At 64.6% G+C, this 16,174-nt stretch carries 12 protein-coding genes; 8 read left to right on the top strand and 4 right to left on the bottom strand.

What is annotated here, in order from left to right:
- The first annotated feature begins 216 nt into the window (after nucleotides 1-216).
- Nucleotides 217-3,084 (top strand): valine--tRNA ligase, encoded by a 2,868-nt coding sequence (locus L0U80_RS05170; RefSeq protein ID WP_233862914.1) that lies wholly within the window; start codon nucleotides 217-219, stop codon nucleotides 3,082-3,084.
- 91 nt (nucleotides 3,085-3,175) lie between these two features.
- Nucleotides 3,176-4,057 carry a UTP--glucose-1-phosphate uridylyltransferase GalU gene (gene galU, locus L0U80_RS05165; RefSeq protein WP_233862913.1) on the top strand — a complete coding sequence of 294 codons (882 nt, stop codon included), beginning with the start codon at nucleotides 3,176-3,178 and terminating at the stop codon, nucleotides 4,055-4,057.
- A gap of 111 nt (nucleotides 4,058-4,168) precedes the next feature.
- Here galU and L0U80_RS05160 read toward each other — a convergent pair whose 3' ends face one another.
- From L0U80_RS05160 to L0U80_RS05145, 4 genes are all read right to left on the bottom strand, one after another.
- Nucleotides 4,169-4,396 carry a sulfurtransferase TusA family protein gene (locus L0U80_RS05160; RefSeq protein WP_124153508.1) on the bottom strand — a complete coding sequence of 76 codons (228 nt, stop codon included), beginning with the start codon at nucleotides 4,394-4,396 and terminating at the stop codon, nucleotides 4,169-4,171.
- 99 nt (nucleotides 4,397-4,495) lie between these two features.
- On the bottom strand, nucleotides 4,496-5,551 hold the full coding sequence (locus L0U80_RS05155) for a Gfo/Idh/MocA family oxidoreductase (protein WP_233862912.1): 1,056 nt from the start codon (nucleotides 5,549-5,551) through the stop codon (nucleotides 4,496-4,498).
- Nucleotides 5,552-5,629: 78 nt separating this feature from the next.
- Nucleotides 5,630-6,655 (bottom strand): inositol 2-dehydrogenase, encoded by a 1,026-nt coding sequence (iolG, locus tag L0U80_RS05150; RefSeq protein WP_233862911.1) that lies wholly within the window; start codon nucleotides 6,653-6,655, stop codon nucleotides 5,630-5,632.
- A complete protein-coding gene (locus L0U80_RS05145; RefSeq protein WP_233862910.1) occupies nucleotides 6,648-7,538 on the bottom strand; it encodes a MurR/RpiR family transcriptional regulator in 891 nt (296 codons plus the stop codon). The genes iolG and L0U80_RS05145 overlap by 8 nt, the downstream gene beginning before the upstream one ends.
- 252 nt (nucleotides 7,539-7,790) lie before the next feature.
- Between L0U80_RS05145 and L0U80_RS05140 the strand changes: the two genes are divergently transcribed.
- The 6 genes from L0U80_RS05140 to iolE all read left to right on the top strand — a co-directional run bounded on the left by L0U80_RS05140 (nucleotide 7,791) and on the right by iolE (nucleotide 16,162).
- Complete coding sequence (locus tag L0U80_RS05140; RefSeq protein WP_233862909.1) at nucleotides 7,791-8,843, top strand: sugar ABC transporter substrate-binding protein; 1,053 nt, start codon at nucleotides 7,791-7,793, stop codon at nucleotides 8,841-8,843.
- A gap of 320 nt (nucleotides 8,844-9,163) precedes the next feature.
- A complete protein-coding gene (locus L0U80_RS05135) occupies nucleotides 9,164-10,342 on the top strand; it encodes an ABC transporter permease (protein ID WP_233862908.1) in 1,179 nt (392 codons plus the stop codon).
- Nucleotides 10,343-10,355: 13 nt separating this feature from the next.
- Nucleotides 10,356-11,165 carry an ATP-binding cassette domain-containing protein gene (locus L0U80_RS05130; RefSeq protein ID WP_233862907.1) on the top strand — a complete coding sequence of 270 codons (810 nt, stop codon included), beginning with the start codon at nucleotides 10,356-10,358 and terminating at the stop codon, nucleotides 11,163-11,165.
- Between the two features lie 40 nt (nucleotides 11,166-11,205).
- Nucleotides 11,206-13,233 carry a bifunctional 5-dehydro-2-deoxygluconokinase/5-dehydro-2-deoxyphosphogluconate aldolase gene (locus tag L0U80_RS05125; protein WP_233862906.1) on the top strand — a complete coding sequence of 676 codons (2,028 nt, stop codon included), beginning with the start codon at nucleotides 11,206-11,208 and terminating at the stop codon, nucleotides 13,231-13,233.
- Entirely contained in the window at nucleotides 13,230-15,242 is a 2,013-nt protein-coding gene (iolD, locus tag L0U80_RS05120) for a 3D-(3,5/4)-trihydroxycyclohexane-1,2-dione acylhydrolase (decyclizing) (RefSeq protein WP_233862905.1), read from the top strand. The genes L0U80_RS05125 and iolD overlap by 4 nt, the downstream gene beginning before the upstream one ends.
- A complete protein-coding gene (iolE, locus tag L0U80_RS05115) occupies nucleotides 15,239-16,162 on the top strand; it encodes a myo-inosose-2 dehydratase (RefSeq protein ID WP_233862904.1) in 924 nt (307 codons plus the stop codon). The genes iolD and iolE overlap by 4 nt, the downstream gene beginning before the upstream one ends.
- Nucleotides 16,163-16,174: the final 12 nt, after the last annotated feature.

Genomic DNA, 16,174 nt, shown 5'->3' with positions numbered 1-16,174 from the left:
CGCCGCGCGCACCCGGGCCGCCACGCCCACGGCCGCCGCACCGTCGCCGTATCTCGAATGCCCGCTCCGGACGCATTGCCGCGCGGTGGGTTCGGCCGCCGTTGTCCGCCTCATCCGCCACACCGGGCGCTTCGCGCACCGGCCACCACCATCGAGGCGAGCGGCATTCCCCTTATAATCGAAGGTTTCCGCATTCTTTTTCGGCAGATTCCACCCATGAGCGACAGCACGCTAGCGAAAAGCTTCGAGCCCCAGACGATCGAGGCCCAATGGGGCCCCGAATGGGAGCGCCGCGGCTACGCCGCCGCGACCTTCACGCCCGGCCGCAACAACTTCTCGATCCAGTTGCCGCCGCCCAACGTCACCGGCACGCTGCACATGGGGCACGCGTTCAACCAGACGATCATGGACGGTCTCGCGCGCTATCACCGCATGCTCGGCGAGAACACGCTGTGGGTTCCGGGCACCGACCACGCGGGCATCGCGACGCAAATCGTCGTGGAGCGCCAGCTCGACGCGCAGAAGATTTCGCGCCACGACCTCGGCCGCGAGAAGTTCGTCGAACGCGTGTGGGAATGGAAGCAGCAGTCGGGCTCGACGATTACGGGCCAGGTCCGCCGCCTCGGCGCGTCGATCGACTGGTCGCGCGAGTACTTCACGATGGACGACAAGATGTCGGCCGCCGTGCGCGACGTGTTCGTGCGCCTCTATGAACAGGGCCTGATCTACCGCGGCAAGCGCCTCGTGAACTGGGACCCGGTGCTGCTCACCGCCGTCTCGGACCTCGAAGTCGCGAGCGAAGAAGAAAACGGCAACCTGTGGCACCTGAGCTATCCGCTCGCGGACGGCTCGGGTCATCTTACGGTTGCGACGACGCGTCCGGAAACGATGCTCGGCGATACGGCCGTGATGGTCCATCCCGAAGACGAGCGTTACGCGCATCTGATCGGCAAGATGGTGAAGCTGCCGCTGACGGACCGCGAGATCCCCATCATCGCCGACGAATACGTCGACCGCGAATTCGGCACGGGCGTCGTGAAGGTCACGCCGGCGCACGACTTTAACGACTACCAGGTGGGCCAGCGCCATGGCCTGCCGATGATCGAGATCCTCACGCTCGACGCGAAGATCAACAACAACGCGCCGCAAAAGTACCGCGGCCTCGATCGCTTCGAGGCACGCAAGCAGGTGGTCGCCGACTTCGAGGCGCTTGGCCTCCTCGAATCGGTGCAGCCCCACAAGCTGATGGTGCCGCGCGGCGACCGCACGGGCGTCGTGATCGAGCCGATGCTGACGGACCAGTGGTTCGTCGCGATGAGCAAGCCGGCGCCCGAAGGCACGTTCAACCCAGGCAAGTCGATCGCCGAAACCGCACTCGACGTCGTGCGCAACGGTCAGATCAAATTCGTGCCGGAAAACTGGACGACGACCTACTACCAGTGGCTCGAAAACATCCAGGACTGGTGCATCTCGCGCCAGCTCTGGTGGGGCCATCAAATTCCGGCGTGGTACGGCGAAAACGGCGAGATCTTCGTCGCGAAGACCGAGGAAGAGGCCCGCGCGCAAGCCGACGCCAAGGGTTACAAGGGCGCACTGAAGCGCGACGAAGACGTGCTCGACACGTGGTTCTCGTCGGCGCTCGTGCCGTTCTCGTCGCTGGGCTGGCCTGCCGAGACGCCCGAACTGAAGGCGTTCCTGCCCTCCTCCGTGCTCGTGACGGGCTTCGACATCATCTTCTTCTGGGTCGCGCGCATGGTCATGATGACCACGCACTTCACCGGCAAGGTGCCGTTCGAGACGGTGTACGTGCACGGCCTCGTGCGCGACGCCGAAGGCCAGAAGATGTCGAAGAGCAAGGGCAACACGCTCGACCCGATCGATATCGTCGACGGCATCGACCTCGAAGCGCTGGTCGCCAAGCGCACCACGGGCCTCATGAACCCGAAGCAGGCCGCCACCATCGAAAAGAAGACGCGCAAGGAGTTCCCGGACGGCATCGCCGCGTTCGGCACCGATGCGCTGCGCTTCACGATGGCGTCGATGGCCACGCTCGGACGCAATGTCAATTTCGATCTCGCGCGTTGCGAGGGCTACCGCAACTTCTGCAACAAGTTGTGGAACGCCACGCGCTTCGTGCTGATGAACTGCGAAGGTCACGACTGCGGCTTCTCGAAGCCCGGTCCGTGCGAGCCGGGCGACTGCGCTCCGGGCGACTACACGGACTTCTCGCAGGCCGACCGCTGGATCGTCTCGCTGCTGCAGCGCGTGGAAATGGAAGTCGCGAAGGGTTTCGCCGACTATCGCTTCGACAATGTGGCCAACGCCCTGTACAAGTTCGTCTGGGACGAATACTGTGACTGGTATCTGGAACTCGCGAAGGTGCAGATCCAGAGCGGCACGCCGGCGCAACAGCGCGCCACGCGCCGCACGCTGTTGCGTGTGCTGGAGACGGTGTTGCGCCTCGCGCATCCGGTCATTCCGTTCATCACGGAAGCGCTCTGGCAAAAGGTCGCACCGCTGACCGATGCGTATCCGCAGAACGTGGCCGCCGGCGAAGCGTCGATCATGGTGCAGGCGTATCCTGTCGCTCAGCCGAAGAAGATCGACGAAGCCGCCGAAACGTGGGCCGCGGACCTGAAGGCTGTTATCGATGCGTGCCGCAACCTGCGTGGCGAAATGAACCTCTCGCCCGCCACGAAGGTGCCGCTGCTCGCTACCGGAAACGCCGCACGGCTCGCCACCTTCGCGCCGTATGCACAAGCGCTCGCGCGTCTGTCAGAAGTCCAGATCATCGCCGACGAAGCGACGCTCGACGCGGCATCGGAAGGTGCACCGGTCGCGATCGTCGGGACGGACAAGCTCGTGCTGAAGGTCGAAATCGACGTCGCCGCTGAACGTGAGAGATTGTCAAAAGAGATCGCACGTCTGACAAACGAGGTGTCAAAATGCACCGCCAAGCTGAGCAACGACAGTTTCGTCGCAAAGGCACCCGCTGCGGTCGTTGAGCAGGAGCAGAAAAGACTGGCAGAATTCAAGGTTACGTTGGACAAGCTGACCGCGCAGCTCGAGCGGCTGCCGGCCTGAGAGCCAATCCGGCAAACAGGATGCGACGCGCGGCTACCGAAGCAGGAAACCAGGCGGGAACCGCGCTGCCGCCAGGACCAGGACTAAAGACATGCTAAAAGTTACAAAAGCGGTATTTCCGGTGGCGGGCCTCGGCACGCGCTTTCTTCCGGCCACGAAGGCCAGCCCGAAGGAGATGCTGCCGGTCGTTGACAAGCCGCTGATCCAGTACGCCGTTGAGGAGGCCGTAGCGGCCGGAATCACCGAAATGATCTTCGTGACCGGACGCAGCAAGCGCGCGATCGAGGACCATTTCGACAAGTCCTACGAGATCGAAGCGGAACTCGAAGCACGCGGCAAGGCGAAACTGCTCGAGGTGGTCCGCAGCATCAAGCCGCACAACGTAGATTGCTTCTATGTGCGCCAGCCGGAAGCACTCGGCCTCGGCCACGCGGTGCTCTGCGCCGAGAAGCTCGTGGGCGACAATCCGTTCGCTGTGATCCTCGCCGACGACCTGCTCTATGGCACGCCGCCCGTCATGAAGCAGATGGTGGAGGTGTTCGACCACTACCATAGCTCGGTGCTCGGCGTGGAAGAGATTCCGCCGTCGGAGACGCGCTCGTACGGCATCGTCGAAGGCAAGGAGTGGGAAGATTCGATCGTCAAGCTCTCGGGCATCGTTGAGAAACCGGCGCCGGAAGACGCGCCGTCGAACCTCGGTGTGGTCGGCCGGTATGTGCTCAAGCCGCGCATCTTCAATCACCTGCGCTCGATCAAGCCCGGCGCCGGTGGTGAGATCCAGCTCACGGACGCAATCCAGTCGCTGCTCGCCGACGAGCAGGTGCTCGCGTACAAGTACCACGGCACGCGTTTCGACTGCGGCAGCAAGCTCGGCTATCTGAAGGCGACCGTCGAATTCGCGCTGCGCCACCCTGAAGTGGGGACCGAATTCTCCGAGTATCTGCATACGCGCAAGCCGGTGATGGAAGGCTAAACACCGCGCATTGCTCGGCAAGCGCTGCAAGCAAAATGGCCCGCGATGAACGCGGGCCATTTTTTTGTGTGCCGCTTTTACGGTGACGAAGCAGCGGCGGCGCTGCGCCTTTCAGCGCCTGCGCATCAGGAATACAAACGTCTCATCCTGCCGGGAGCTTTCGACGATCTCGTTGCCCGTCTGCTTCGCGAACGCGGCGAAATCGCGCTGCGAGCCGGGGTCGGTCGCACTGACCTTGAGAATCTGGCCGCTTTCCATATCGGCAAGCGCCTTCTTGGCGCGCAGGATCGGCAGCGGGCACTTCAGCCCGCGCGCATCGACTTCCTTGTGAATCTGAATCTGCATCGGGGTAGGATCCTTCGGGTGGCACGCCAGGCACGGCGCACACAATAGTCTCAATTTTACCGCAGGCGCGCGCCGCTTTCTGCGGCACGATGGTCACAGTACGACGGCCTGCCCCGCGTGCATCGACTCGCGCAGCGCCTGGCCGATGCGCGTCGCCTCCAGCGCGTCTTCCAGCGTCGCGTCCTGCCCAACCATGCCAGCGCCTTCGCCCATGCGCTCACGCACCGCCGCCACGAACGCGTGGGCCTCGATGAGAAACGCCTCCTCGAAGCGGTCGAAGAAAGTGGGCGTGCATTCACTGCGCACGCCGTGCGCATCGTAGATCTCGACGCGGTTCGCGCGCGGAATATGTCCGATCGCGAGCGCGCCTGCCGTGCCGATCACCTCGCTCGACGTATCGTTGCCGTGCGCCATCGTGCGCGACGCGTAGAACATCGCGAGCGCGCCGCCCTCGAATTCGCAGATCGCGACGCCGTTATCGACGTCGCCCGCCGCTCGCAGGCCTTCGTGCAGCGCGATTGTCCCGCTAGCAAAGACGCGCGTCGCGCGGGGCTTGCCGAGGAGCCACCGCGCGACGTCGATGTCGTGCACGGTGCAGTCGAGGAAGAGGCCGCCCGAGGTGGGCGCGAAGCGTACAAAAAAGCCTTCCGGATCGTTGAGGTCGCTGGTCTGGGAGCGCACCAGGAACGGACGACCAATCGCGCCCGCCTGCACTTTCGCGAATGCGTCCTGGTAGCTCGGATCGAAGCGGCGCATGAAGCCGATCGTTACCTGCTGGCCCTCGTAGCGGCGCGACTCGGCCACCACGCGCTCGCACTCGGCGACGTCGAGCGAAAGCGGTTTTTCGCAGAACACGTGCTTGCCCGCGCGCAACGCGTCGATGATCTGCTGCGCGTGCAGTGACGAAGGCGTGACGAGCCAGACGGCATCGAGCGCATCGTCGGCCAGCATTTGCGTGTAGTCCGTGTACAGGCGTGCGCCGGGCAATGCATCGCGTGCCCATGCGAGATCGTCTTCGAGCGGGCTGCACGCCGCCGCTAGCGTCGCGCCCGGCACGCGGTATGCGAGATTCTTCGCGTGCCGCCGCCCAAGCCGCCCGAGTCCCGCCACGCCCACGCGCAACGGCCGGGCTCCTTCAGTCGTTTGCATCGTTCGCCTCCTTCCCGTGCTGCCTTTGCTGCAAGAGTCGTCTGTGCGATCCCTGTCGCGTTTTTTGTGGGCGCCGGCTCACTCGCCGAGCTTCACCACGCGCCCTTCACGCCACGACAACGCCGCCGCCTCCGCGAGTTCGAGCGCCTTCAACCCGTCCGCAACCGTCGTGCGCACCGGCGTGCCGTTTGTCACCGCGTCGTGGAAATGCGCCATCTCGGCCGCATACGCCGCCCGGTAGCGTTCAAGGAAGAACGCCTCCGGCACGTCCTGCGACACGGCGTTCTTCGACCACGCGACCACTTCAGTGGGCTTCATATTGCCCGCCTGGAACATGCCGTCGCTGCCGAGAATCTCGAAACGCTGGTCATAGCCATAGGCCGCACGACGCGCCGTGTTTATCTGGCAAAGACGCCCGCGCTTCGTGCGGATCGTCACCGCCGTCGAATCGATGTCGCCCGCTTCTGCGATCGCTGGATCGGAGAGGCAACTGCCCGTGGCGTGCACGGTGTCGGCTTCGTCGTCGAGGATCCAGCGGAAGATGTCGAAGTCGTGGATCAGCATGTCCTTGAAGATGCCGCCCGAGCGCCGGATGTACTCGACGGGAGGCGCCCCCGGATCGCGGCTCGTCACGACGAGCATCTCAGGCGTGCCGATCTCGCCCGCATCGAGACGCGCCTTGAGCGCCGCGAACGTGGGATCGTAACGGCGCTGGAATCCGATCATCGCGACCACGCCCGCACGCTCCACGGCCTGCGCGCACTCGCGTGCGCGGTCGAGCGTGAGATCCACGGGTTTTTCGCAGAAGATATGCTTGCCCGCCGCCGCCGATTTGAGGATCAGTTCGGAGTGCGTATCGGTGCTGGAACAGATCATGGTCGCGCCGATCGATGCGTCGCCTAGCGCAACGTCGATGTCGGCCACCTGCGCGCCGTGCTGCGCGGCGAGCGCAGCGGCGGCCTCGCGGTTCACGTCGATCACATACTTGAGGCGCACGCCGCTCGCGCGCGCGAGATTCGCCGCATGGATGCGGCCGATGCGTCCCGCGCCGAATACCGCGACATCCAGCGTCTTGCCTGCGCTTTCAGACAACTTTTCAGACATCGTATCCTCCAGTGTCGGTCGATTCTTCGACGTTCAATTCGAGCCGGTACGCGAGCGCAATAAAGAGCGCCTGGCACAGGCAGAAAGTGCTGGTGAGCGAGCGGAACGCGAACGCGCTCCCCTCTTTCACGTAGAGCTGCGCATTCGCGTGGCGCGCGAGCGGCGAAAGCTGGCTGTCCGTGATGACGAGCGTCTTCGCGTGATGCTGCTGCGCGAGGCGCAGGCAATATTGCGTTTCCTTGCCATAGGGCGCAAAGCTGATCGCGATGACCACGTCGCCCTTTTTCACGCTTCGGATCTGCTCGTGATACATGCCGCCGAGCCCCGAGACGAGATGCACGCGCTTTCTCGTGTGCTGGAGCGCGTAGACGATGTAGCTCGCCACGGGAAACGAGCGCCGCACGCCGATCACGTAGATGTTGTCGGCCTGCTCCAGCATCTTTACCGCTTCGTCGAACTGCGCGTCGTCGAGTCCCGCTTCGAGTTCGTCGAGCCCGCTTCGGCACGCGCCGATGAACTCGCGAGCCACCGCACCGCCGAGTTCCGGGCTCGTCTTGCCTTCTTTCGCGTCGATCAGTTGGCGGATGCGTTGCTGGTAGCTCGTCGCCGAGGCGCCCTGACCCGCATACGCCTGACGAAACACGGCCTGCAGGTCGGAGAAGCCCGAAAAGCCGAAACGCTGCGCAAAGCGCACCACCGCCGAAGGATGCACGCCGCAGCTCGCGGCAATGTCGCTCGTTCGGTCCATCATCACGCTCGCGCGGTGCTGTTCGATGTAGCTCGCGACGCTTTTCAACTGCCGCGGCAACGCCTCGTAGTCGTGGGCGATGCGCTGCATCAATTCGTCGACGCCCGCAACGGCATCCGTTGTCTCTTCCACCATGGCCTCATTTCCTTGCTGGTTGCCGCAGTGCCGCAAACCCTTGCCGGGCAAGGGATCCGGAACATGCCGACGCTGCCGATTATAGGAAGGTCCACGCGTGAATGGAACATATTTTCCATTTTTATTTACGGTGAAATATCCATTGCATGTCGCGCGACCGTGACCTACTCTTGACGATGAGCGGGACGGCATGAAAAACGCGAAACCGTCCGGTTCATCCCCAAAAACGACAGACCGAGAAAGGTGGAGACAATGACTGAACGCAAGGGCAAGGCAACGCTCCGGCGGTTCGCCGCGACGCTCGCGCTCGCTGCCGGGCTGGGCTCGCTGGCCATGCCGGCGGCACAGGCCGCCGACGCGCACTTCGTACTCATCAGCCACGCGCCGGATTCGGATTCGTGGTGGAACACCATCAAGAACGCCATCAAACAAGCGGACGAAGACTTCAACGTCCAGACCGATTACCGCAATCCGCCGAACGGCGACATCGCCGATATGGCCCGCCTGATCGAACAGGCCGCCGCACGCAACTACGACGGCGTCGCCACGACAATCGCCGACTTCGATGTGCTCAAGAGTTCCATCGGCAAGGTCACCGAAAAGAAGATTCCGCTCGTCACGCTGAACTCCGGCACCGAGGAGCAGAGCGCGAAGCTCGGCGCGATCATGCACGTCGGACAGCCCGAATTCGTCGCTGGACAGGCGGCCGGCGAGAAGGCCAAGGCGGCGGGCGTGAAATCGTTCGTGTGCGTGAACCACTACGCGACCAACGCGGCGTCGTTCGAACGCTGCCGCGGCTTCGCGGAGGCCATCGGCGTCGACTTCAAGACCTCGACGATCGACAGCGGGACCGACCCGACCGAGATCCAGTCGAAGGTCAGCGCCTATCTACGCAATCACCCGAACACCGATGCGATCCTCACGCTCGGACCGCTGTCGGCCGCGCCGACCCTGAAGGCCGTGCAGCAGATGGGCCTCGCGGGCAAGATCCGCTTTTATACGTTCGACTTTTCCGAGGACATTGCGAGCGGGATCCGCGCGGGCACGATCCAGTTCGCGATCGACCAGCAACCGTATCTGCAGGGGTACATCCCCGTGGCCGTGCTCGCGATCGTGAGGAAGGAGCACACGACCGATCCGGTGAAGATCCGCCAGATCCTCGAGGCGAATCCGAAGTTCAAGCAGCGGCTCGAGACGTATGGGCTGCAGCCGTCGTATGGGCCTCGTGATATTCGATCGGGCCCGGGCTTCATCACGAAGGAGAACATCGACAAGGTCGTGAAGTACGCGGGTCAGTACCGCTGATTCGCTGGTTTTCGTCAACCAGCTTTGCATGGGGCCTGAGTGAGTGCTGAAGCGCTGACTCAATGCCGAGTGCCCTGCATGGAGCCCGTAAAGCATTAACTCGGGCCGACTGCTCTGCATGGGGCCCGAGTAAGTGCTAAAGCACTAACTCGGGCCGACACGCGGCGACGGTTCGCTCCTTGCGATCACCGCTTCGCCCCTCGCCCACCGCGCCGCGCGTTACTCACTGGTGCGTTGCCGCCGTGCGTGCCACGTTGCTGTCGCGCGCACGGTGTGGATTGGGCATCCGTAGTGGGACAGGACCGAAGTAAGGAGACATCATGGGTGTAGCTGGCAAACACTTTCCCTCGCACGGACACGACGGCAACGCGCAAGACCCAAGCGCCGCACCACAGGCTCCGACCGGAGCCGGCTCCGCCGACGAACGCGTGCGCCGCGAATCGCGGTTCGGGCATCTGCTCGGCCGCCCCGAATTCGCAGCGATTTCCGGCACCGTGCTCGTCTTCGCCGTGTTCGCCATCGGCGCGGGCGGCTCCGGCATGTTCGATCTCGACGGCGTGATGAACTGGTCGCAGGTCGCAGCCTACCTCGGCATCCTCGCCATGGGCGCGTGTCTTCTGATGATCGCCGGCGAGTTCGACCTCTCCATCGGCTCGATGATCGGCTTCGCGGGCATGATGGTCGCGATCCCGACCATGTACTTCCACTTGCCGATCTGGCTCTCGATCCTCTTCGCGTTCGTGTGCTGTGTCGCGCTCGGCGCGCTCAACGGCTATCTCGTGATGCGCACGCGGCTGCCGTCGTTCATCGTCACGCTTGCGTTCCTCTTCATCCTGCGCGGCCTCACGCTCGCCTTGTCGGTCATGTTCGCCAACCGCACGATCGTCTCCGGCGTCGGCGACGTCGCGCGAGCCGACTGGCTCACCAACCTGCTCTTTCACGGCACCGCGTTCAGGAGCCTCTTCGTCGCGCTCGCGCACATGGGCATCGGCAGGATGCTCGACAACGGCCAACCGCTCGTCCCCGGCGTGCCGAAGGTGATCCTCTGGTGGTTCGGGCTCACCGCGATCGGCGCGTTCGTGCTCGCGAGAACACGCTACGGCAACTGGATTCTCGCCGTGGGCGGCGATGCGAATGCCGCGAAGAACGTCGGCGTACCTGTGAAGCGCGTCAAGATCTCGCTCTTCATGCTGACCGCGTTCTGCTCCTGCCTCTTCGCCGTGCTGCAGGTCTGCGACATCGGCTCGGCCGCCGCCGACCGTGGCATCCAGAAGGAATTCGAGGCGATCATCGCCGCAGTGATCGGCGGCACGTTGCTCACGGGCGGCTATGGCTCGGTGATCGGTGCCGCGTTTGGCGCGCTGATCTTCGGCGTCGTGCAGATCGGTATCACCTACACGAACATCGACTCGGACTGGTTCCGCGTATTCCTCGGCGTGATGCTGCTGATGGCCGTGCTGTTCAACCACTACGTGCGCCGCCGCGTCGCGCAGTCGTAACCGGGAGACTGTCATGTCAGAACCGATCATCGATAAAGGCGCCGACACGATCCTCGCACTCGAAAACGTCAGCAAGTTTTTCGGCAAGGTCATCGCGCTGAGCGGCGTCACGATGCGCCTGAAGCGCGGCGAAGTGCACTGCCTGCTGGGCGACAACGGCGCGGGCAAATCCACGCTCATCAAAACGCTCGCTGGCGTGCACGCGCCTTCCTCAGGTCAGTATTTGGTGGACGGCCAGCCCGTGCAGTTCGAATCGCCGAAAGACGCGCTCGATCTCGGCATCGCGACCGTCTATCAGGATCTCGCGCTCGTGCCGCTCCTTTCCGTCGCGCGCAATTTCTTTATGGGCCGTGAGCCGCAGAAAAAGCTGTTCGGTTTCCTGAACGTCATGGATCTCGATTCATGCGCGACGATCGCGAAGGATCGTCTCTCCGAAATGGGCATCAACGTTCGCGATCCGCATCAGGCCATCGGCACGATGTCGGGCGGCGAGCGCCAGTGTCTCGCGATTGCGCGCGCGATCCACTTCGGTGCGCGCGTGCTGATCCTCGACGAACCGACCGCCGCGCTCGGCGTCAAGCAGAGCTTCAACGTGCTCAAGCTGATCCACAACGCGCGCGCGAAGGGCATCTCGGTGATTTTCATCACGCACAACGTCCACCATGCCTACCCCATCGGCGATTCGTTCACGCTGCTCAATCGCGGACGCTCGCTCGGCACCTTCACCAAAGAGACCATCAGCAAGAACGAGGTACTCGACATGATGGCGGGCGGCGCAGAAATGCAAAAGTTGATCGCGGAACTCGACGGCGCAACTATCTGATCGCGTTCAGACGCAGGCATCGAATTCACGAGGAATGTATATGGCAATGACCCGTTCCCCTTCGGCCACGGCCTCCCGCTTCGCTGCGGACAAGCGGCGCGACATCGTCTGCCTCGGGCGCCTCGGTGTGGACCTCTACGCGCAACAGGTGGGCGCACGACTCGAAGACGTCTCGACATTCGCGAAGTATCTGGGCGGCTCGTCGGCGAATATCGCGTTCGGCTGCGCGCGGCTCGGGCTCGACGCGGCAATGCTCACGCGCGTCGGCGACGACCACATGGGCCGTTTTCTCGTCGAAACGCTCGCGAAAGAAGGCTGCGACACGAGCCACGTGCGCGTGGACCCCGCGCGACTCACCGCGCTCGTGCTGCTCGGCATCAGGGACCGCGATACGTTCCCGCTCATCTTCTATCGCGAGAACTGCGCCGACATGGCCGTCGATCCACACGACTTCGACGAGGCGTTCATCGCTTCATCGAAAGCGCTCCTGATCACCGGCACGCACTTCTCCACCGAACAGGTCAACCGCACGAGCCTCACCGCGCTCGACTACGCGCGCCGCAACGATGTGCGAACGGTGCTGGATATCGACTATCGCCCGGTGCTCTGGGGCCTCACCGGCAAGGCCGATGGCGAAACACGCTTCGTCGCGAGCGAAGGTGTTTCCGCGCATCTGCAGCGCATCCTGCCGCTCTTCGATCTCGTGATCGGCACCGAGGAGGAATTCCGTATTGCAGGCGGTAACGCATCGCTGATCGATTCGCTCGCGCGTGTGCGCGAAGTCACGCAAGCCACGCTTGTCGTCAAGCGCGGGCCGCTCGGCTGCCAGATCATCGAGGGCGCGGTGCCCGCATCGCTCGAAGCGCTATCGATGCAACGCGGGGTCGAAGTGGAAGTGCTCAACGTGCTCGGCGCAGGCGATGCATTCGCCTCGGGGTTCCTCTCGGGCTGGCTGCGCGACGCGCCGCTCGAAGACTGCGCGCGCGCCGCCAACGCGTGCGGCGCGCTCGTCGTATCGCGCCATGGCTGCGCACCGGCCATGCCTACACCCGCCGAACTCGACTACTTCCTGCGTGAAGCCACCGCCGATCCCGTGCGCATGAGTCGCCCGGACCGCGACGCGACGCTCGCACGCCTGCATCGCGTCACGCCCGCACGTACACCGCGCGACGAAGTGCTCGGTTTCGCGTTCGACCACCGCAACCCGTTCTTCGAACTCGCCCAGCAGACAGGCGCCGATGAGTCGCGCATCGTCCGGCTCAAGAATCTCTTCGTCGAGGCCGTCGCGCAGACCGAACGCGAACGCGGTCTGCAGGGACGCATCGGTATCCTGATCGATGACCGCTACGGACAGGACGCATTGAATGCCGCGACCGGGCGCGGATGGTGGATCGGTCGCCCTGTCGAACTGCCAGGCTCGGTTCCGCTAGTGTTTGATCATGGCCGGTCCGTCGGCACGACGCTCGCAAGCTGGCCTCGCGATCACATCGTGAAGTGCCTCGTGCAGTTCCATCCCGACGAACCCGTCGAACAGCGCATCGAGCAGGAATCGCAATTGCACGCGCTTTACGACACGGTGCAGGCGAGCGGCCACGAACTGCTGCTCGAAGTGATCCCGCCGAAACTGGGCGGCGTACCGAACGCGCCCGATACGGTCTACAGAGCACTCAAGCGCATTTACAACATCGGCATCTATCCTGAGTGGTGGAAGCTCGAACCGATGGACGCCGCGCAATGGCGCGCCATCGACGCACTGATCGCCGAGCGCGACCCGTACTGCCGCGGCGTCGTGCTGCTGGGCCTTGCTGCAAGCGTCGAGCAACTGCTGGAGGGCTTTCACAACGCGGCGCAATCGTCCACCTGCCGTGGCTTCACCGTGGGCCGCACGATCCACCACGATCCGAGCCTCGCCTGGCTGGCAGGCGAGATCGACGACGACGAACTGATCGCCCGCGTGCGCCGCACATTCGAAACGCTGATCGCCGCCTGGCGCGCCGCGCGCGCCAATGCACGGCCACCCGAAGCGGGCGATGCCGCAACGCACGCGCACGAGGAGAAAGCAGCATGAACCAGCGCATTGCCCCCGCTGCGAACGAAAACCAGCCAGCCGCTGCACACGGAGCCACCGTGCGCCTCACGGCTGCGCAGGCCCTGGTGCGCTATCTCGCGGCACAACGCGTCACCTGCGAAGACGGTTCGGGCCGCACCGAACCGCTCTTCGGCGGTGTTTTCGCGATCTTCGGCCATGGCAACGTCGCCGGGCTCGGCGAGGCGCTCTACCACTGGCGTCACGAATTGCCCACGCTGCGCGCGCACAATGAACAGGCGATGGCCCACAGCGCGATCGCCTTTGCGAAGGCGCATTTGCGCCGTCGCATGATGGCCGTGACCACGTCGATCGGACCCGGCGCGACGAACCTCGTTACGGCCGCGGCACTCGCGCACGTGAACCGCCTGCCGCTCCTGCTCCTGCCGGGCGACATCTTCGTTTCGCGCGAACCCGATCCGGTGTTGCAGCAGGTCGAGGACATGCACGACGGCGGCGTCTCGGCCAACGACGCGCTTAAGCCCGTGTCGCGCTACTTCGACCGCATCGTCCATCCCGCGCAGCTTCTCACTGCGCTGCCGCGCGCGGTGCGCGTCCTGACCGACGCCGCGCTGTGCGGCCCCGTCACGCTGGCGCTGCCGCAGGACGTGCAGGCAACCGCGTGGGACTACCCCGCCAGCTTCTTCACACCGCGCCTCGTGAACGCTCGCGCGGCCGCGCCGGCGCAGACCGACATCGACGCCGCGCTCGTGCAGCTCTTCCGCGCGAAACGTCCGCTGATCATTGCGGGCGGCGGTGTGCTGTATTCGCGCGCATCGGAAGCGCTCCAGGCACTCGCCGCCGCACGCGGCATTCCGGTCGCCGAAACGCAGGCGGGCAAGGGCTCGCTTGCATGGGACGATCCGCTTAACGTAGGCGCGATCGGCGTGACGGGCTCCCCCGCCGCCAACGCGCTCGCCGCCGACGCCGATTGCATTCTCGCGATCGGCACGCGGCTGCAGGACTTCACGACAGGTTCGAATTCGCTGTTCCGGCACGCGCACGTGATGGGCGTGAACGCCAACGGCTTCGATGCGATCAAGCACGATGGCCTGGCCGTCGAGGCCGACGCGCGTCTCGCGCTCGTTGTGCTCGGCAGCGAGCTCGGCAACTGGCGCGCGGACGCGAACTGGACCGCACGCGCGCTGCAACTCGCGAGCACGTGGCGCGAGGGCGTCGAGCGTTTGACGCACGCACCGCAGGACCGCAACTGCCTGCCGTACGACGCCGATGTGATTGGCGCGGTGCAACGCTCGTCGAGCCGCTCGCCGACCGACGACATCGTCGTGTGCGCCGCGGGCACGCTGCCTGCAGAGTTGCACAAGCTCTGGCGCCCGGGCCGGCCGGGCGCGTATCACGTCGAATACGGCTACTCGTGCATGGGCTACGAAATCGCGGGAGGGCTCGGTGCGAAACTCGCGCGGCCCGATCGCGAAGTCATCGTGATGGTGGGTGACGGCAGCTATCTGATGATGAACAGCGAAATTGCGACTTCGGTGATGCTCGGCGCGAAGCTCATCATCGTCGTGCTCGACAACCGCGGCTATGGGTGCATCAACCGCCTGCAGCAGGCGTGCGGCGGCGCACCGTTCAACAACCTCTTCGACGACTGCGCACAGGGCCCGCTCGGCGCGCCACGCATCGACTTCGCGTCGCACGCGCGTTCCCTCGGGGCGCAGGCCGAGCACGTCGGCAACATCGCGGAACTCGAAATCGCGATGCAGCGCGCGCGTGCCTCGACGCGCACCTACCTCATCAGCATCGACACCGATCCGGCGCGCACGACCGAGGACGGTGGCTGGTGGTGGGAAGTCGCAGTGCCCGAAGTCTCGTCGCGCGCCACGGTGCGCGTGGCACGCGAGCGCTACGACGAGGCGCTCGCCGCGCGCGGGGGCCGCAAGCATGCGCATGGCGCTGACGAAGCCACGCGTACGGAGGACGACGCAGCCGACGCGGCGCAAGACGATCCTGGCAACGAGGAGCCCACATGAGCGCATTTGAAGTACGCATCGGCGTCAATCCGCTTTCGTGGATGAACGACGACCTGCCTTCGCTCGGCGGCGAAACACCGCTGGCCGTGGCCCTCACCGAAGGCCGTGAGATCGGCTACGAGGGGTTCGAACTCGGCAACAAGTTTCCGCGCGAGCCCGAGGCGCTCAAGGCCCTGCTCGCGCAATACGGGCTTGCGCTCGTATCGGGTTGGTATTCGGGGATGCTTGCGCGCCGCAGCGTCGAAGAGGAAATCGCCGCCGTGGACAAGCATCTCGACCTGCTCGCGCAAAATGGCGCGACGGTGATGGTCTACGGCGAAGTCGCCGATTCGATCCAGGGCGCGCCACGTCCGCTTTATCAGCGGCCGCGCTTTTTCACCGACGCACAGTGGGACGCCTACGCCGAACGCGTCGACGCATTCGCGCGCTATACGCTCTCACGCGGCGTGCGCCTCGCGTATCACCATCACATGGGTGCCTACGTCGAAACGAGCGCCGATGTGGACAGGCTCATGGCGCGCACGAGCGACGCTGTGGGTCTACTGTTCGACACGGGCCACATAACATTCGCGGGAGGCGATCCTGTTGCGGTTCTCGACAGGCACATCGCACGCGTGTGTCACGTGCACTGCAAGGACGTGCGCCCCGCAGTCGTCAAGCTCGCGCGCAACCGCAACTGGAGCTTCCTCGATGCGGTGCTCGCGGGCGCGTTCACGGTGCCCGGCGACGGCGCGGTGAACTTCCCGGCCATCGTCGGTCGGCTGAAACATCACGGCTATCGCGCCTGGTTCGTCGTCGAAGCCGAACAGGATCCGGTCGTCGCGCCATCGTATGCGTATGCGCAGAAGGGCTTTCGCACGCTGCGCGCGCTCGTTGACGCGCCGATCGACGCTACAACGCTTTGCATGGCGCCCGAGTAAGTGCTAAAGCAC

Origin of the sequence: Paraburkholderia adhaesiva (assembly GCF_021390575.1) — a bacterium.
Lineage (GTDB): Bacteria > Pseudomonadota > Gammaproteobacteria > Burkholderiales > Burkholderiaceae > Paraburkholderia > Paraburkholderia adhaesiva.
The sequence above is the reverse complement of the archived record's forward strand: the minus strand, read 5'-3'. Positions and strand labels throughout refer to the sequence as shown.